At 43.1% G+C, this 18,707-nt stretch carries 9 protein-coding genes and 8 tRNA genes; 16 read left to right on the forward strand and 1 reads right to left on the reverse strand.

The window, feature by feature from the left end; all coding sequences use genetic code 11:
- Positions 1 to 139 precede the first annotated feature (139 nt).
- The 12 genes from KTE19_RS08345 to KTE19_RS08400 all read left to right on the forward strand — a co-directional run bounded on the left by KTE19_RS08345 (position 140) and on the right by KTE19_RS08400 (position 6,573).
- The gene (locus tag KTE19_RS08345) at positions 140 to 1,624 is read left to right on the forward strand and encodes an amino acid permease (protein WP_217163366.1); all 1,485 of its coding nucleotides are present in this window, start codon (positions 140 to 142) and stop codon (positions 1,622 to 1,624) included.
- Between the two features lie 133 nt (positions 1,625 to 1,757).
- Positions 1,758 to 2,801, forward strand: coding sequence for a tagatose 1,6-diphosphate aldolase (locus KTE19_RS08350; RefSeq protein WP_217342066.1), 1,044 nt, complete (start codon positions 1,758 to 1,760; stop codon positions 2,799 to 2,801).
- 88 nt (positions 2,802 to 2,889) lie between these two features.
- Positions 2,890 to 3,528 carry a deoxynucleoside kinase gene (locus tag KTE19_RS08355; RefSeq protein WP_217342067.1) on the forward strand — a complete coding sequence of 213 codons (639 nt, stop codon included), beginning with the start codon at positions 2,890 to 2,892 and terminating at the stop codon, positions 3,526 to 3,528.
- Positions 3,529 to 3,956: 428 nt separating this feature from the next.
- Entirely contained in the window at positions 3,957 to 5,240 is a 1,284-nt protein-coding gene (serS, locus tag KTE19_RS08360) for a serine--tRNA ligase (protein WP_217163372.1), read from the forward strand.
- Between the two features lie 560 nt (positions 5,241 to 5,800).
- A tRNA-Val gene (locus tag KTE19_RS08365) sits at positions 5,801 to 5,873 on the forward strand.
- 3 nt (positions 5,874 to 5,876) lie between these two features.
- Positions 5,877 to 5,949 (forward strand) — tRNA-Lys (locus KTE19_RS08370).
- A gap of 18 nt (positions 5,950 to 5,967) precedes the next feature.
- Positions 5,968 to 6,049: transfer RNA gene (locus KTE19_RS08375), tRNA-Leu, on the forward strand.
- A 31-nt stretch (positions 6,050 to 6,080) separates the two neighbouring features.
- Positions 6,081 to 6,154 (forward strand) — tRNA-Thr (locus KTE19_RS08380).
- A 4-nt stretch (positions 6,155 to 6,158) separates the two neighbouring features.
- Positions 6,159 to 6,230: transfer RNA gene (locus KTE19_RS08385), tRNA-Gly, on the forward strand.
- Positions 6,231 to 6,283: 53 nt separating this feature from the next.
- Positions 6,284 to 6,357: transfer RNA gene (locus tag KTE19_RS08390), tRNA-Arg, on the forward strand.
- A gap of 20 nt (positions 6,358 to 6,377) precedes the next feature.
- Positions 6,378 to 6,451 (forward strand) — tRNA-Pro (locus KTE19_RS08395).
- Between the two features lie 48 nt (positions 6,452 to 6,499).
- Positions 6,500 to 6,573 (forward strand) — tRNA-Pro (locus KTE19_RS08400).
- Between the two features lie 127 nt (positions 6,574 to 6,700).
- Here KTE19_RS08400 and KTE19_RS08405 read toward each other — a convergent pair.
- Complete coding sequence (locus KTE19_RS08405) at positions 6,701 to 7,474, reverse strand: CPBP family intramembrane glutamic endopeptidase (RefSeq protein WP_217163373.1); 774 nt, start codon at positions 7,472 to 7,474, stop codon at positions 6,701 to 6,703.
- Positions 7,475 to 8,095: 621 nt separating this feature from the next.
- Here KTE19_RS08405 and KTE19_RS08410 point away from each other — a divergent pair.
- The 4 genes from KTE19_RS08410 to rpoC all read left to right on the forward strand — a co-directional run bounded on the left by KTE19_RS08410 (position 8,096) and on the right by rpoC (position 18,580).
- Complete coding sequence (locus tag KTE19_RS08410) at positions 8,096 to 8,563, forward strand: CtsR family transcriptional regulator (RefSeq protein ID WP_217342068.1); 468 nt, start codon at positions 8,096 to 8,098, stop codon at positions 8,561 to 8,563.
- Between the two features lie 15 nt (positions 8,564 to 8,578).
- A complete protein-coding gene (locus tag KTE19_RS08415; RefSeq protein WP_217342069.1) occupies positions 8,579 to 11,068 on the forward strand; it encodes an ATP-dependent Clp protease ATP-binding subunit in 2,490 nt (829 codons plus the stop codon).
- A gap of 226 nt (positions 11,069 to 11,294) precedes the next feature.
- Positions 11,295 to 14,903 (forward strand): DNA-directed RNA polymerase subunit beta, encoded by a 3,609-nt coding sequence (rpoB, locus tag KTE19_RS08420; protein WP_217342070.1) that lies wholly within the window; start codon positions 11,295 to 11,297, stop codon positions 14,901 to 14,903.
- Between the two features lie 14 nt (positions 14,904 to 14,917).
- Positions 14,918 to 18,580, forward strand: coding sequence for a DNA-directed RNA polymerase subunit beta' (gene rpoC, locus KTE19_RS08425; RefSeq protein ID WP_217163381.1), 3,663 nt, complete (start codon positions 14,918 to 14,920; stop codon positions 18,578 to 18,580).
- The last annotated feature ends 127 nt before the right edge of the window (positions 18,581 to 18,707 follow it).

The following is an 18,707-nucleotide window of genomic DNA, read 5'->3' on the forward strand; positions in this document are numbered from 1 at the left end:
GACAGCTCCGTAAAGCAGAAGTCTGCATGTAAGCACCACCGAGAAAAATTCCAGAACCAGGAATTTCCCTCGTTGGAGCTATACACTCTGACTTCTAAGCGCTTTACTCCGCTCACTTTTATATTTAGGAGACGAAATCATGAAGGAAAATTCAAATGAAGAACCGAACGGTCACGTGCAACGGGGGTTAAAAGCCCGCCACGTTTCGATGATCGCTTTAGGTGGCTGTATTGGAACTGGCTTGTTTGTTGCCAGTGGATCTGCAATTAGTCAGGCTGGGCCTGGTGGGGCGTTAACTGCCTACGTCCTGATGGGGATGATGGTTTACTTTTTGATGACCAGCCTTGGTGAAATGGCCACCAACATGCCAATTTCTGGTTCGTTCGCTGCTTATTCAGCTAAATATGTTGATCCAGCGCTCGGATTTGCAATGGGGTGGAATTACTGGTTCAACTGGGCAATTACCGTTGCCGTTGATATTAGTACGGCCGCTCTGGTGATGAAGTTCTGGTTGCCAAATGTGCCAGCTTGGATTTGGAGCGCGATTGCGTTGCTCCTGATCTTCTTAATCAACGCGATGTCAGTCAGCACGTTTGGAGAAACTGAGTTCTGGATGTCACTGATCAAAGTTGTCACCATCATCGTCTTTCTGATTGTTGGGGCGTTAACCATTTTTGGTATCATGGGTGGTCATTTTGTTGGAATGCGTAACTTTTCAATTAAGCAGGCGCCGTTTGTAGGTGGGTTCCCGGCGATTTTGACCGTTTTCGTGGTTGCCGGCTTCTCATTTCAGGGGACTGAATTAGTTGGGATTACTGCTGGTGAATCCAAGGATCCTCAGCACAGTGTGCCAAAGGCCATTAACGAGGTATTCTGGCGAATCATTTTATTCTATATTTTGACAATTTTTGTGATCGCTGCAATTATTCCTTATACCAGTCACTCCCTGCTAGGTTCCAGTGCAACTGACATTGCCATTAGTCCCTTTACGCTGGTCTTTCAGCGGGCAGGACTTGCAGCCGCCGCAAGTATTATGAACGCTGTTATTTTGACGTCAGTCATTTCATCAGCCAATTCAGGGATGTATGCTTCAACCCGGATGCTGTATTCATTGTCCAATAGTGGTTATGCTCCCAAGAAACTTGGCGAAACGGCAGCCAACGGGATTCCTTATTACTCACTGCTTGTGACAACCGTCGTTTCATTGTTGACCTTCATTTCAAGTATTGCCGGCCCGAAGCTCTACATGTGGTTGGTCGCCGCTTCCGGTTTAACTGGTTTTATTGCCTGGTTTGGAATCGCCATTTCCCACTATCGCTTTAGGCGGGCATTCATCAAGCAGGGGCACAATTTGAGTGAATTGAAATATCACGCGAAGCTATTTCCATTTGGACCGGTACTGTGCTTAATTTTATGTATTTTGGTTATAGTTGGCCAAAATCCAAGTGCATTTGCCAGCTTTGATTGGAAACAAATCTTGGTCACTTACATGAGTGTGCCATTGGTTCTGATCCTTTATATCGTCTATAAGCTGAAGCATCACACGAAAATCATTCCGCTTGAAAAAGTCGACGTTTCCCCAGCTCATAAGGATGAAGATTTGTCGAAATTAAACGAAAAATAAAGTTCAATTTTAAAATTGGTCTATCCATTTGGGCGGGTCTTTTTTTATTTATTAGTCATTATAACTTGCCATATCCCCTGCATGTTTGGTAGAATCGACTTAATTGGTATATTTAATAAATGAGGTGGTAAATATGACAAAAAAGTTTATGTCCAAAGGAAAATTCCGCAGAATGATGGAAGTTTCCGATGATAAAGGAATTATCAACGCAATGGCGCTAGATCAACGCGGATCACTTGTTAAAGGTATGAAAAAGGCTTCCAAGAAATACGGAAAAGCTTTCACAATGGACATGGTCTACGATTTCAAGAGAATCGTTTCCGGTGAGTTGAGCGCCTTAAGCTCCGCGGTCTTATTAGACGAACAGATGGGCTTTAAAGGGATTGAAGCTAAGAGTCCCGACACCGGTTTAATTATGTCTTACGAAAAGACCGGCTACGATGCTGACACACCTGGCCGCTTACCAAGCTTGATTCCAGAACAATCTGCACAAATTATGATTGAACGCGGTGCCAATGCTTTAAAGGTGTTGGTTTACTACAACCCCAATGACCCAGATGAAATCAACGATGTGAAAAAAGCCTTCGCAGAACGCTATGGGACTGAAGGCCTTGCCGCCGAAGTACCAACCTTCTTCGAAATTGTCACATACGATGATAAGCTGGATAGCAAGTCCTTGGATTTTGCAAAAATCAAGCCTGAATTAGTTTTGAAGTCAATGAAGGAATTCACGCAGGATAAATATCACATTGATGTTTTGAAAATGGAAGTACCATTTAACCCAACTTATGTTCAAGGCTGGACCGATGGTGATGAGTATGCCTACACTGAGGATCAGGCCAAGGGCTACTTGAAAGAGTTGAGTGCCGAAGCAACGCGGCCTTACATTTTCTTGAGTGCTGGTGTGCCGACACCAATCTTTCAGCGTGAGTTGAAGCTGGCTGGCGATGCCGGTGCCAAATTTAACGGTGTCTTGAGTGGCCGGGCAACTTGGCTGGAAAGTGTTGATATCTGGATTAAGGATGGCGAAAAAGGCTTGGTTGATTGGCTGAAGGACAAGGGTACCAAAAACGTGAAGGAATTGACCGAAATCTTGGGTCAAAATGCAACTCCATGGTTTGACGCATACGGTGGAATGGATAATATCGAAGTCGTGGATACTTCCAAGATTAAATAATTTACACAATATGTTGAACCCATCCTCCTGAACTAGTACAATATGTTGAGTGACTTAAAGAATTTCACTGAATGTAAGGGGACTAAACATGCTTGTACTAGCTGGAACAATTGGTGCGGGGAAGACTTCACTGACCCAGATGCTGTCGAAACATTTGGGAACGCCCGCATATTATGAATCTGTTGAACATAACCGGATCTCGCCACTTTTCTATAAGGATCCCAAAAAATACGCGTTCTTACTCCAAATTGACTTCTTGAATCGCCGGATGGATGACATCAAGAAAGCTTGGCAAAATGATGAGAGTGTTTTGGATCGCTCGATTTTTGAGGACTCATTACTCTTTCATTTGAATGCCGATCTCGGTCGGGCGACTGAAACTGAAGTGGATATCTACGATTCCTTGCTGAAGAACATGATGCAGGAACTCCCAGAGACACCTCATAGTAAGAACCCCAATCTGCTGATTCATATCAATATTTCGTTTGAGACGATGTTGAAACGGATTCAAAAGCGTGGCCGTTCGTTTGAACAGATTGATAATGATCCAAGCCTGTATCAATACTATAAAGATTTGAATGAGCGTTATCAGAAGTGGTTTGCCAATTATGACAAGTCCCCAAAAATTCAAATCGATGGCGACAAGTATGATTTTGTTGAGAACGATGCGGATAAACACAAGGTCATCGATTTAATCGACCAAAAGATGGCGCAATTAGCGATTTAGCACCTTGTGATTTAATCAATGATTCGCTATAATCAAGTACAGATAAAACGTTTTGTGCCTATTAAGTAGACTTCAGAGAGACAATGGTCGGTGAAAATTGTCGTCGAATATTCCAGCACAAGAAAGCGGGCGAGCAATGTCGCACGGTGTATGCCGTTACCATACTAGAGAGCTTAACCACGAGTAACTGGTTAAGAACTTGGGTGGTACCGCGAAAAGGATCCTTCGTCCCAGTGATGAAGGGTTCTTTTTTTGTAGAGTGGTTGAAAAGGCGTTTTGACCCCAGAAGTTAAGGCGATTAGCCGAATATTGTGGTCTTCAATATTGGGCTAATTGCCTTAACTGTCAGGGGTCAGCCTTTACAAGTACGTTTCAGCAATAGCTGCGAAAAAATTTCCAAAAAACACCAACATTCTAAGGAGGATAATATGTTAGACATCAAGCAAATTAGAAAAGATCCAGATTTTACCAAGAAGAAGTTAGCAACCCGGGGCATTAAGCCTGAAACCATTGATGAATTACTAGGTTACGATGCCAAGCGTCGAGATTTAATTGTTGAATCAGAATCTTTGAAGGCAACCCGGAATGAAGTTTCAGAGAAAATTTCCCACGCAAAGCGCAACAAGGAAGATGCCAGCGATGCAATTAATCAGATGAAGCAAACCGGCCAAAAGATTAAAGCACTCGATGATCAATTGAAGAAAATTGAAGAAGATGAGCACGATCTTGCTGCCCATTTACCAAACATTCCTGCCGATGACGTGCCGGTTTCATTGACTGAAGAAGGCTCTGTTGAACTCCGGAAAGTTGGTACGATTCCATCATTTGGGTTTAAGCCTAAACATCACTGGGATATCGGTGAAGATCTTGGGATTCTCGATTTTGAACGGGCAGCAAAAGTTTCCGGCAGCCGGTTTGTTTATTATATCGGTGACGGTGCCCTGCTTGAACGAGCAGTTTATAATTTCTATCTTGATCAAAACACGGCCGCTGGTTATCAAGAAGTCATTCCGCCATATATGGTTAATGAAGCTTCAATGTATGGAACTGGGCAATTCCCTAAGTTCCTGGAAACTAAGGCCGGCTACGAGTTGACAGGCACAGATTTGACGATGATTCCAACCGCTGAGGTCCCATTGGTTAACTATTATCGAGATGAAGTAATCCCAGAAGAAAAACTACCAGTTTCATTCACAGCGCTCAGCCCAGCTTTCCGTTCCGAAGCCGGAAGTGCCGGTCGAGACACAAAAGGATTGATTCGGCTTCACCAATTTAACAAGGTTGAGATGGTTAAATTCACCAAACCGGAAGATTCGTGGGATGCGTTGGAACAAATTACGCATCAAGCTGAAGATAACTTGAAAAAGTTAGGCCTTGCTTATCACGTTATTACGTTGACCACCAGTGACATGAGCTTCACGGCTGCAATGACCCACGACTTGGAAGTTTGGTTCCCAGCGCAGGATAAGTACCGGGAAATTTCCAGCTGTTCAAATACGACTGATTTTCAGGCTAGAAGAGCCCATATCCAATACCGGGATGAAGATGGCAAGCTTCACTTTGTCCATACGCTGAACGGCTCAGGATTGGCTGTAGGTCGAACTGTGGCTGCAATCTTAGAAAACTATCAAAACGAAGACGGTTCTGTCACGATTCCAGAGGTGCTTCGTCCGTACATGCACGGCAAAGAAAAAATTGAAAAGCAAAAATAATTAAATAATCCGCAGTAAAAAATACGTATTTAATAAATGTAACCCATAAAACGGTCTTTTATTGGTTACCGGTCTTACTTAGATCCCCCATCTTTGTATGGTCCGTTTACCATTCCCCAGTATGTTGAATCCAAGATGACCCACCATTTTGGAGGAGAACTGGAAGGCAAGGAGCAGAAATGTTCCTTGTCTTTTTTTTGAATTTGGGGTGATCAGTGGGGTGCTTCGGTCTGAATTTTAACCGAATTTTACTATAAGCGTTCAAGCTTGTGGACGGCAGCCTTTTAGAACACACATATCCATCGGTCAAAATGGGCGTTTAAAAGCATTAAACCATGCAAAAAACGATATTGACTGAATTAATTCAAAAAAACTGCAAATTGGACTAGCAATGTTTTCCCGGATAGGATATAATATTTTTTGTCGGAAAATAACCTGACGAAGCAACTGTTAAGCCAGCAAAGAATTTTAAATTACTTCTTGACTTGAGTTGAGTGGTAATGGTAAAATTTAATAGTTGTGTTGATGGTGTTACTACCAACATGTAACAATAGTTTCATGGAGGATTAGCTCAGCTGGGAGAGCATCTGCCTTACAAGCAGGAGGTCACAGGTTCGATCCCTGTATCCTCCATATGAGCCGTTAGCTCAGTTGGTAGAGCATCTGACTTTTAATCAGAGGGTCGGCAGTTCGAGACTGCCACGGCTCATTGCCGGTTTTTTACAATGCGGGCGTGGCGGAACTGGCAGACGCGCTAGATTTAGGTTCTAGTGTCTTATGACGTGGGGGTTCGAATCCCTTCGCCCGCATAGGTACTAGATGCCTGCATATTATTGTTTTGCCGACTTAGCTCAGTTGGTTAGAGCGCTTCACTAGTAATGAAGAGGTCGGGCGTTCGAATCGTCTAGTCGGCATTTTGCGGAAGTAGTTCAGTGGTAGAACATCACCTTGCCATGGTGGGGGTCGCGGGTTCGAATCCCGTCTTCCGCTTCAATCAAATTTTATTGGTTGTTGTGTCACAAGCTTAATTGAATAATTATTTTGCACCCATAGCGCAACTGGATAGAGTGTCTGACTACGAATCAGAAGGTTGTAGGTTCGACTCCTACTGGGTGCATTTTTTATTGCCATCATTTTCGGGAAGTAGCTCAGCTTGGTAGAGCACCTGGTTTGGGACCAGGGGGTCGCAGGTTCGAATCCTGTCTTCCCGACTTTTTTATCGATATATTGATTATGTTAACTGAATATTGCTTAATCATCGGGAAGTAGCTCAGCTTGGTAGAGCACTACGTTCGGGACGTAGGGGTCGCAAGTTCAAATCTTGTTTTCCCGATTTTTTTGTGTCTTGAAATAAACTCATCGCAAAGAAATGGTTCATAAGATGACAAAGGAAGTTGCTTGGCCAAGCCCCAATGATGGCCAAACAACTTCCTTTTTGCAATGATCAATATAATTTAGAATTAGTTACCAAGTGAATAGGTTTTAGATAAGTGACTATCGTTGGCGTTGTGGTCAAATGAAATTAAAAAGAATAACGCCACCAAAAATACGAGTCCCCAAATAATGATAAATGGCGTCCATGGAGTGATCCCACTTAATGACGGGTTAACCGAAAGCCCGGCACTCCAGTCGAACAATGAATGCAGAAGAACATTCCAACCCATGGTATTTGTTGCGATTCGAATTGAAGCGAGCAGCAAGCCAAGGACAAAGGCATAAATGACCTGTTGGACGGTCGTGTTAAGGGGCTGATGCAGCGCATTTACAAAATGAAACAACCCAAAAAGGGCTGACGAAGAGCAGGCGGCCAATGTGTACCTCAAACGATGGCGATTAAAAACGCATAGGCATGAAGATAAGAGCAACCCCCGGAACAAAAACTCCTCGCAAATGCCAGCAGATAGTGCCATGAATGTATCACCAATTAACGTTTTCGAACCAAGCACTTGGATAATTTGACCAGTTACATTTCGGAATACCAACAAAGCTGCTAGTACTAATAAAAAGCACCAGACTTTGGTAGACTTTCTGTATTTAACATGTGAATTGCGGAGCTTGTCCGCTCCAATTATGTAATACACGATACCTGCAACGATAAGTGCAAATACAAAACGAAAAGACGCATGAATAAGTGGGCTAGTTCCGTGAAAGATGACATCCACCCCTAAGTACATCGCCACGAGGACAATCGCTGAAGCAAACTGATTAAATATGGAGAATCGACTTTTGGACATGATGAGCCTCCTATGATTAGAATGTTTTTATTATCCCTCGCTTGTGGTGGTTTTATCAAGGGCAGATTAGAAAATAAGTGGCTTGTTCGCTGAGTGCGTTCTACATTCTAACAAGCAGAAGTCTGCACATAGATGAAAATAGGCACCGAGGTTCTTTGTTACATAGCAGAAACGTGCGAAAACAAGCAAGAATCTGCGCGTAAGCACCTTTAGAAAAAAATTCCAAGCCCGGGAATTTCCTCTAAAGGCAACTTAGGGTGCTACAAATAAAATATTCTTTTACACAGTAAACGTGCTCCGACGACACTGAACCCTAATGTATGAGCCAAGGGGGACAATGATGTCACCATTACATAGAAACGTGCTCAGCCCATCAGTTCCCTGCACATAACTGAAAACAAGCACCGAGGTTCTTTGTTACATAGCAGAAACGTGCGAAAACAAGCAAGAATCTGCGCGTAAGCACCTTTGAAAAAAATTCCAAGCCCACGAATTTCTTCCAAAGGAGACTTACACTCCGATTCTTAACCGCTTGTTTTCGCACTCTCAATCCTTTTCCTTGCACTTTCCTCAGACATTCGTATAATAATAGTCAATATTAGTCAAAGAATGGGTGATGAAATGGCGGACGAAAATATTTCAGATTTAATTGAACGTTATTTAAAACAAATCCTTGCAGATAACGAACAGGTTAAGATTCGTCGTTCTGAAATTGCTGGTTTGTTTGACGTTGTACCGTCCCAAATCAACTACGTAATCAATACGCGATTTACTATCCAAAATGGTTATATCGTTGAGAGCAAGCGTGGTGGTGGCGGCTACATTAGAATAGAAAAAGTCCGCTTATTAGACGATATCGACGTTTTAGATTCATTAATCGCCGCGATTGGTAACAAGTTATCCAAAAGAGATAGTGAAACAATCGTTCAAACGTTATATAATAATGACTTAATTAATCGTAGAGAGGCCAGCATTATTTTGGCCGCGATTGATAAAGATGCGATTGACCTGAACAATAATGATTTAACAGATATCATGAGAGCGAATATAATGATATCAATCCTGAATCGTTTACGTTACGAGGGATAGAAAGTGAGGGTTTCTATGAATAATTTGTTTACTCCAAGCGCTAAGAATGTTTTAACCATCGCTCAGGAACAAGCCAAGAAATTTAAACATCAGGCTATCGGTACTGAACACCTTTTACTAGGTCTACTGATTGAAACGAATGGGATCGCTTATAAAGCACTTCAACAGTTCTCAGTAACTGCCGAAGATGTCACAGAAGAAGTCGAACGGTTTGCTGGTTATGGCAACTTGAAGAATCTTTCAAGTACAGATTACCTGCCATATTCACCAAAGGCTAAGGAAGTTTTAGCCCAAGCAGGAGATTTCGCCAAGAAAAATGGCGTTTCTAAAGTAGGAACCGAACACATTTTACTTTCACTTCTAACCGATGAGACAATCTTATCATCCAGAATTTTAATTAATTTGGGGCTTGATCTATCACAAATTCGCAAAGTAACATTGCGCAAAATGGGAATTAGTGGTGGTTCAATGGCTTCAAACATGGCAGCCAAGCAACGGGGCCGTCAATCAAAACGAAATGAATCAAAGACACCAACGATTGATTCATTGGCTCGTGACTTAACTGAATTAGCTCGTCAAGACCGGCTTGATCCAACCATTGGCCGTGATCTTGAAGTTAAGCGGGTGGTTCAGATTTTAGCTCGGCGGACTAAGAATAACCCAGTTCTAATTGGAGAACCCGGCGTTGGAAAAACAGCCATTGCAGAAGGCCTTGCTGAACGAATCGTTAAAGGCGAAGTTCCCGGCGACATGGTTAACAAACGCTTGATGATGCTCGACATGGGCTCATTGGTTGCCGGAACCAAGTACCGTGGCGAATTCGAAGACCGCTTGAAGAAAGTGATCGATGAAATTTATTCAGATGGTAACATCATTCTCTTCATTGATGAGCTGCATACCTTAATTGGTGCCGGTGGTGCCGAAGGGGCAATTGATGCCTCCAATATCTTGAAACCTGCATTGGCTCGTGGTGAGCTTCAGTTAATCGGGGCAACAACGCTTGATGAATACCAAAAGTACATTGAATCAGATGCTGCCTTGGAACGTCGATTTGCCAAAGTGATGGTTGACGAGCCCACGACTGACGAAACTGCTCAAATTCTCAAGGGGCTGCGGCCGAAGTACGAACAACATCATCATGTTGAAATTACTGATGAAGCAATTGAAACAGCGGTTAACCTTTCAAACCGTTACATTAGTGACCGGTTCTTACCAGATAAGGCCATTGACTTGATGGATGAAGCAGCTGCCAAAGTTCGAATTGACCATCTCCAAAATTCCGAAGTTGTTGACGATCACAAACAATTATCTGAGTTGCTTTCACAATTAAACGAGGCATTGGTCGCGCAAGACTATGACAAGGCTGCCAAATTGCGTAAGCAGGCTAATAAGTTGCAAGATGAATTAGCCAAGAACGATCAATCCGATGATGGTGATGAAACGCATTACCCAGTCAAAGAAACTGGTCAGGATGTCGCCGAAATTGTGGGCGAATGGACTGGCATTCCAGTAACTCGTTTGAGTCGGACAGAAGCTGATCGATTGGTTAATTTGGAAAAAGTTCTTCACAAGCGGGTTGTTGGCCAAGAAGAAGCTATTTCGGCCGTTTCTCGTTCAATTCGAAGAGCCCGGAGTGGGTTGAAAGATCCAAATCGCCCAATTGGGTCATTCATGTTCCTTGGACCTACTGGGGTTGGTAAGACCGAACTTGCCAAAGCAGTGGCAGAGGCAGTCTTTGGTTCTGAAGATGATATGATCAGAGTCGACATGAGTGAGTTCATGGAGAAGTACTCAACGAGTCGTTTGATTGGGTCTGCTCCTGGATACGTCGGTTATGACGAAGGTGGTCAACTGACCGAAAAGGTTCGTCAGAAGCCATACTCCGTTGTCCTATTTGATGAAGTTGAAAAGGCCCACCCAGATGTCTTTAACTTGTTGCTGCAAGTCTTAGATGATGGTTACCTGACCGATTCAAAGGGTCGTAAGATTGACTTTAGAAATACCGTCATTATCATGACTTCCAACCTTGGCGCCACAACGCTTCGTGATAAGAAGACTGTTGGGTTTGGTCAAGAAGATCCTAAGGAAGGCTACAATGAAATGAAGGATACGATTCAGGCTGCTTTGAAGAAACAATTCCGACCAGAGTTCTTGAATCGAATTGATGAAGTCGTTGTCTTCCACTCATTGACTAAGGCTGAACTTGGCCAGATTGTGCACTTGATGACCAAGCCGGTTATCAAACGGATTCACGATCAAGGCATTGATATCAAAGTGACGAAGACTGCCATTGGTATCATTGCCGATCGGGGGTACGATCCTCAATATGGTGCCCGGCCAATTCGGCGAGCTATCCAAACCGAATTGGAAGACAAGTTGAGTGCCAAGCTGCTGGCCAAAGAGATTGTTCCTGGTGATTCAGTAACAGTTGGTGGTCGTAACAAGCAGATTACAATTTCAGTTAAAAAGCCAGAACGCAAAACTTTGGTGAATAACAAAAAATAACCGCGGTTCGAAGCAATATCGGTTGACATTTATCGTTTAGATTGGTACATTGTTAGTTGTATTTGTTGTGAATCGAAATGGCCAACGCGATCTATTGTCCGGGTTGACCTGCATAAAAAACCAAAAGCAAGTTGAGCTTGTTTTTGGATTTTTTTTGCTCAAAATCCGGTAAAAAGCGCAATTGTAATCAAATTGTAACATTTCGATTCCGGAATTTTTTGGAGAGGTGAAAAACTTGGCAGGACACTTAGTTAAATATGGAAAACACCGTACCCGACGAAGTTATGCACGAATCAAAGAAGTGCTTGATTTACCGAACCTTATTGAAATCCAGACTAATTCTTACAACTGGTTTTTAGATGAGGGACTTCGCGAAACATTCGAAGGCATTATGCCAATCGATGATTTTCAAGGAAAACTATCATTAGAGTTTGTTGATTATCAATTGTTAGAGCCAAAATACACTGTAGATGAGGCTCGTGAACATGAAGCTAACTACTCAGCTCCACTTCACATTACCTTGAAATTAACCAATCACGAGACTGGCGAAATTAAGACCCAAGATGTATTCTTTGGCGATTTTCCACTAATGACTGATCAAGGTACGTTTATCATTAATGGGGCAGAGCGGGTAATTGTTTCTCAATTAGTTCGTTCACCTGGTGTCTATTATCATGAAGATACCGACAAGAATGGCCGGGCTTCTTATGGAACGACTGTAATTCCTAACAGAGGTGCTTGGCTAGAATTTGAAACCGACGCAAAGAATATTGCTTATGTTCGAATTGATCGAACCCGAAAAATTCCTTTGACCGAATTAATCAGAGCCCTTGGCTTTGGCAACGATTCAGAGATCGTTGACATGCTGGGTGACAGTGAAAGCCTTGGCTTAACGTTGGAAAAGGATGTTCATAAGGACACCGATGATTCTCGGGTTGAAGAATCATTGAAGGATATTTATGAACGACTACGTCCCGGCGAGCCTAAGACTGCTGATTCATCAAGAAGTTTGCTGACTGCCCGCTTCTTTGATCCAAAGCGTTATGATATGGCGCCCGTTGGCCGTTACAAGACTAACAAGAAGTTGAGCTTGAAGAACCGTTTGTTAGGTTTGACATTGGGTGAGACCCTTGCTGACCCGGATACCGGTGAAATCATTGCTCAAAAGGGAACGGTTGTCACTAAGGACGTTATGAAAGACTTGGCGCCTTATCTTGATAAGAAGGATTTCAAGGCTTACACCTTCAATCCATCAGATGAAGCGGTTGTAACAAAGCCGATGACTGTTCAAATCATTCAGGTTCAATCAGTCAACGATCCTGATCGAGTTGTTCCAATCATTGGTAATGACAACATTCCATTGAGCTTCAAACACATCACTCCAGCAGACATCATCTCTTCAATGAACTACTTTTTTAACCTACAAGAAGGCATTGGCAGCATTGATGATATCGACCATTTGGGTAACCGGCGAATCCGTTCAGTTGGTGAGCTTTTGCAAAACCAATTCCGAATTGGCTTATCTCGAATGGAACGAGTTGTTCGTGAAAGAATGTCAATTCAGGATACTTCAACCGTTACACCTCAACAATTGATTAACATTCGTCCAGTGGTTGCTTCAATTAAGGAATTCTTTGGTTCATCACAATTGTCACAATTCATGGACCAAACCAATCCACTTGGCGAATTAACGCATAAACGTCGTTTGTCAGCCCTTGGACCTGGTGGTTTGACGCGTGACCGTGCCGGATATGAAGTCCGGGATGTTCACTATACTCATTATGGCCGGATGTGTCCGATCGAAACGCCTGAAGGCCCTAACATTGGATTGATTAACAGTTTGTCCAGTTATGCCCGGGTTAATAAGTATGGGTTCATCGAGACGCCATACCGACGGGTTGATTGGACGACCCATAAGGTTACTGACCGAATCGATTACTTGACTGCTGATGAAGAAGATAACTTTGTTATTGCACAGGCCAACTCACCATTAAATGATGATGGTTCATTTGTTAATAACATCGTTATGGCTCGTCACCAATCAAATAACATTGAAATCAGCATTGATAAAGTTGATTACATGGATGTTTCGCCTAAGCAAGTTGTTGCCGTAGCGACTGCATGTATTCCTTTCTTGGAAAATGATGATTCCAACCGTGCTTTGATGGGTGCCAACATGCAGCGTCAGGCCGTTCCCTTGGTTGACCCTCATGCGCCACTTGTTGGAACTGGTATTGAATACAAAGCCGCTCATGATTCCGGAGTTGCCTTGATTTGCAAGTACCCAGGAACTGTTGAATACGTTGATGCTCGTGAAATCCGAGTTCGTCGTGACGACAAGTCATTGGATAAGTACAAGTTAATGAAATTCCGTCGATCAAACGGTGGTAAGAACTATAACCAACGGCCAATCGTTAAAGTTGGCGATCACGTTGATGCTGATGAAATTTTAGCCGATGGTCCATCAATGGAAGGCGGGGAATTGGCACTTGGCCAAAACCCAGTTGTTGCCTTCATGACATGGCAAGGTTATAACTTCGAAGATGCCATCGCCATCAGTGAACGACTCGTTAAGGATGATGTTTACACATCAATTCATATTGAAGAATATGAATCAGAAACTCGGGATACTAAATTAGGACCTGAGGAAATGACCCGAGAAATTCCTAACGTTGGTGAAGATGCATTAAAGAACCTCGACGAAGACGGAACTGTCCGGATTGGTGCCGAAGTTCATGATGGTGATATTTTAGTTGGTAAAGTTACGCCTAAAGGGGTGACTGAATTATCAGCTGAAGAGCGATTACTCCATGCGATTTTCGGTGAAAAGTCACGTGAAGTTCGTGACACGTCATTGAGAGTTCCTCATGGTGGTGGCGGCATCATCCAAGATGTCAAAATCTTCACTCGTGAAAATGGTGATGAGCTTTCACCTGGTGTTAACCGGATGGTTCGAGTTTACATCGCCCAGAAACGTAAGATCCAAGTTGGTGACAAGATGTCTGGTCGTCATGGTAACAAGGGTACTGTTTCTGTTGTGATTCCTGAAGAGGATATGCCATTCTTGCCAGATGGAACTCCAGTTGATATCATGTTGAGTCCCATGGGTGTGCCATCACGGATGAACATTGGTCAAGTTTTGGAACTCCATCTAGGGATGGCCGCTCGAAAACTTGGAATCCATGTTGCAACGCCTGTTTTCGATGGTGCCCGTGATAAAGATATTTGGGATGCTGTTAAGGAAGCCGGAATGCCTTCAGATGGTAAATACATCTTGTACGATGGCCGTACCGGTGAACCATTTGATAAGAAGATCGCCGTTGGTGTCATGCATTACCTAAAGCTTGCCCACATGGTTGATGATAAGATTCATGCTCGTTCAATTGGACCTTACTCATTGGTTACACAACAGCCTTTAGGTGGTAAAGCACAGTTTGGTGGTCAGCGTTTTGGTGAAATGGAAGTTTGGGCACTTGAAGCTTATGGTGCTGCTTACACACTCCAAGAAATTTTGACTTACAAGTCTGATGACGTTGTTGGTCGGGTTAAGACTTATGAAGCCATTGTTAAAGGTGAGCCAATTCCAAAGCCTGGTGTGCCAGAATCATTCCGTGTGCTTGTTAAAGAGCTGCAGTCACTCGGCCTTGATATGAAGGTTCTTGACTCCAGTCACAAGGAAATCGAACTTCGTGACCTTGATGATGACGATGATGTCGTTAACGTTGATGCATTGAGCAAGTTGGCTCAAAAGAAGGATCAGGAAGCAAAAGATAAAAAAGCCGCTGCTGATCAAGAAGCAACCAAATCAACCAACGTTAACAACAGTAATGACTAAGGGAGGTCAAACTAGTGGTCGATGTTAATAAATTCGAGAGTATGCAAATTGGATTAGCCTCTCCTGATAAGATCCGTAGTTGGTCATATGGTGAAGTTAAGAAGCCAGAAACCATTAACTACCGAACTTTGAAGCCTGAAAAAGACGGCTTGTTCGATGAGCGGATTTTCGGTCCAACCAAGGACTGGGAATGTGCTTGTGGTAAGTACAAACGAATCCGTTATAAGGGAATCGTTTGTGACCGCTGTGGGGTTGAAGTTACCCGTTCAAAGGTTCGTCGTGAACGAATGGGTCATATTGAATTGGCAGCGCCAGTCACCCACATTTGGTATTTCAAGGGAATTCCTAGCCGAATGGGACTTGTCCTTGACATGAGCCCACGGGCACTTGAAGAAATTATTTACTTTGCTTCATATGTTGTTACTGAACCAGGTAACACCCCTATGGAGAAAAAACAATTACTTTCAGAACGTGAATATCGTGATAAGAAGCAAGAATACGGTCCTCGTTTTGAAGCGCAAATTGGTGCCGAAGCAATTAAGACGTTATTAAACGACGTTGATGTTGAAAAAGAAGTTGTTGAATTAAAGGATGAATTGAAGAATGCCACTGGCCAAAAGCGGACGCGTGCCGTTCGTCGTTTGGACATTTTGGAAGCCTTCGTTCAATCTGGCAACCAACTTTCATGGATGGTAATGGATGCAATTCCAGTTATCCCACCTGATCTTCGGCCAATGGTTCAATTGGAAGGTGGCCGGTTTGCCACTTCTGATTTGAACGATTTGTATCGTCGAGTAATCAACCGGAACAACCGACTCAAACGATTGCTTGATTTGAACGCCCCAGGAATCATCGTTCAAAACGAAAAACGGATGCTTCAAGAAGCCGTTGATGCTTTGATCGATAATGGTCGTCGTGGTCGTCCAGTTGCTGGTCCCGGAAACCGGCCATTGAAGTCCCTTTCACACATGTTGAAAGGAAAGCAAGGTCGTTTCCGTCAGAACTTACTTGGTAAGCGGGTTGATTATTCTGGCCGTTCAGTTATCGATGTTGGTCCTCATTTGCGAATGAACCAAATGGGATTACCAGTTCCAATGGCGATGGAATTATTCAAGCCATTTATCATGAAGGAATTGGTTGGCCGCAATTTAGCTTCCAACATTAAGAACGCTAAGCGCAAAATTGAACGCCAAGATGACGATGTCTTCAGCGTCTTGGAAGATGTTATCAAGGAACACCCTGTTCTGTTGAACCGGGCTCCTACGCTTCATAGACTTGGTATTCAAGCCTTTGAACCTGTTCTGGTTAGTGGTAAATCAATGCGATTGCACCCACTTGTTTGTGAAGCCTATAACGCCGACTTTGATGGTGACCAAATGGCGATTCACGTTCCGCTATCTGACGAAGCCCAAGCTGAATCCAGACTATTAATGTTGGCTGCTGGCCACATTTTAGCTCCTAAAGATGGTAAGCCAGTTGTAACGCCATCTCAAGATATGGTTATCGGTAACTATTACCTCACCATGGAAGAAGCTGGCCGTGAGGGTGAGGGCATGATCTTTAACTCACCTGACGAAGCTCAATTAGCTTACAAGAACGGAATTGTTCATTGGCATACTCGAGTTGGAATTAAGGCATCTGCTTATCCTAAGAAGACGTTCACTAAGGATCAACTTGGTAAGATTTTGGTTACTTCAGTTGGTAAGATCATTTTCAACCGAATTTTGCCAGAAGACTTCCCATATATTAACGAACCTACTGACACCAACATTAATAATTATGTTGATGACAAGTACTTCCTTGAACCAGGTGAAGATATCCATGAGCATTTAAAGGATGCCAAATTGGTACCGCCATTCAAGAAAGGGTTCTTAAGTGACATTATCGCTGAAGTTTATAAGCGTTATAAGGTGACTGAAACCTCATTCTTCTTGGATCGCATGAAGGATCTTGGATACAATGAATCAACTAAATCTGGTTTGACAGTTGGGATTACTGATATTACCCAGTTGCCTGACAAACAAGCATTGATTGACGCTGCTCATAAGAAAGTTGATATGGTTACCAAGCAGTTCCGTCGTGGTTTAATTACGGATCACGAACGTTACGAACGAGTAATCGGTATTTGGAACGATGCTAAGGATGATATTCAGAAACGTTTGATGGATGAACAGGATCCACAAAATCCTATCTATATGATGAGTGATTCCGGTGCCCGTGGTAACATTTCAAACTTTACTCAGTTGGCTGGAATGCGTGGCTTGATGGCCGCCCCTAACGGTGAAATCATGGAACTGCCAATTACATCAAACTTCCGTGAGGGACTTTCTGTTTTGGAAATGTTCATTTCAACCCATGGGGCCCGTAAAGGGATGACTGATACCGCCCTTAAGACCGCCAACTCTGGTTACTTGACCCGTCGACTTGTTGATGTGGCCCAGGATGTCATTGTTCGTGAAAAGGACTGTGGTACCGATCGTGGATTGACTATCAGTGCAATTACTGAAGGAAATGAAATGATCGAACCATTGTATGACCGAATTCTTGGCCGATATGCTCACAAGACAGTTAAGAACCCTAAGACTGGTGAAGTGATTGTCCCTGCTAACACAATGATCACCGAAGACCAAGCCCAGCAAATTGATGCCCTCGGTATTAAAGAAGTCACGATCCGTTCAGCATTTACTTGCAATACCATTCACGGTGTTTGTGAGAAGTGTTATGGTCGTAACTTGGCTACTGGAGACGAAGTTGAAGTTGGTGAAGCAGTTGGGACTGTTGCTGCTCAATCAATTGGTGAACCTGGTACCCAGTTAACCATGCGGAACTTCCATACCGGTGGTGTTGCTGGTAACGCTGATATCACCCAAGGATTGCCTCGAGTTCAAGAAATCTTTGAAGCCCGTAATCCAAAAGGTAAAGCTGAGATCAGTGAAGTTACTGGTATTGTTGAATCGATCGAAGAAAATCCGGCTGAAAGAACCAAGGAAGTCACTGTTAAAGGTGAGTCTGACACCAGAACTTATACGGTTCCGATTACGGCTCAAATGAAAGTTGCTGAAGGTGACTTCATTCACCGTGGATCTGCTTTGAACGAAGGTTCTGTTGATCCTAAGGAATTGTTGAAGGTTCGAGACGTCCTTTCAACTGAAAACTACCTCTTGCATGAAGTTCAAAAAGTTTATCGAATGCAAGGTGTGGAAGTTTCTGATAAGCATGTGGAAATCATGATTAGACAGATGCTTCGTAAAGTTCGTATCATGGATCCAGGTGACACTGATGTGCTTCCAGGAACCTTGATGGATATCTTTGATTTCAAGGATAGTAACGCTGATACCGTTGTTTCCGGTGGAATTCCAGCTACTGCTCGTCCAGTATTGCTTGGAATTACCAAAGCCGCTCTTGAAACCAATAGTTTCTTGTCTGCTGCTTCATTCCAGGAAACAACTCGTGTATTAACTGATGCTGCTATTCGTGGAAAGAATGACCCACTTGTTGGTTTGAAGGAAAATGTTATCATTGGTAAATTGATTCCTGCTGGTACAGGAATGCCTGATTACCGTGGTATTAAGCCAAAGGAAATTGGCAATTCTTCAACTGATGGGGTTTACTCGATCAGCGAACTTGAAGAAAAAATGAAAGCTGAAGATGCAAGTAAGAGTAAGACCACTAAGTAGAAATTACTGAACGGTTGGCTTGCGTTTTCAAAGTAAAGAGGCACTATTGACCTATACCCCCAAAGTTAAAGTAAAAACTTTAGCTTTGGAGGTATTTTTTATGACTAAGATTTCAAAAGAAACAAAA

It is taken from the genome of Lentilactobacillus dabitei, assembly GCF_019061365.1.
Taxonomy (GTDB): domain Bacteria; phylum Bacillota; class Bacilli; order Lactobacillales; family Lactobacillaceae; genus Lentilactobacillus; species Lentilactobacillus dabitei.

Bases quoted from the DNA above. Each gene is read 5' to 3' on its own strand.
- KTE19_RS08410 (WP_217342068.1), top strand. From the start codon at position 8,096: ATGGCGGACGAAAATATTTCAGATTTAATTGAACGTTATTTAAAACAA.
- serS (WP_217163372.1), top strand. From the start codon at position 3,957: ATGTTAGACATCAAGCAAATTAGAAAAGATCCAGATTTTACCAAGAAG.
- KTE19_RS08405 (WP_217163373.1), bottom strand. From the start codon at position 7,474: ATGTCCAAAAGTCGATTCTCCATATTTAATCAGTTTGCTTCAGCGATT.
- KTE19_RS08350 (WP_217342066.1), top strand. From the start codon at position 1,758: ATGACAAAAAAGTTTATGTCCAAAGGAAAATTCCGCAGAATGATGGAA.
- KTE19_RS08345 (WP_217163366.1), top strand. From the start codon at position 140: ATGAAGGAAAATTCAAATGAAGAACCGAACGGTCACGTGCAACGGGGG.
- KTE19_RS08415 (WP_217342069.1), top strand. From the start codon at position 8,579: ATGAATAATTTGTTTACTCCAAGCGCTAAGAATGTTTTAACCATCGCT.
- KTE19_RS08355 (WP_217342067.1), top strand. From the start codon at position 2,890: ATGCTTGTACTAGCTGGAACAATTGGTGCGGGGAAGACTTCACTGACC.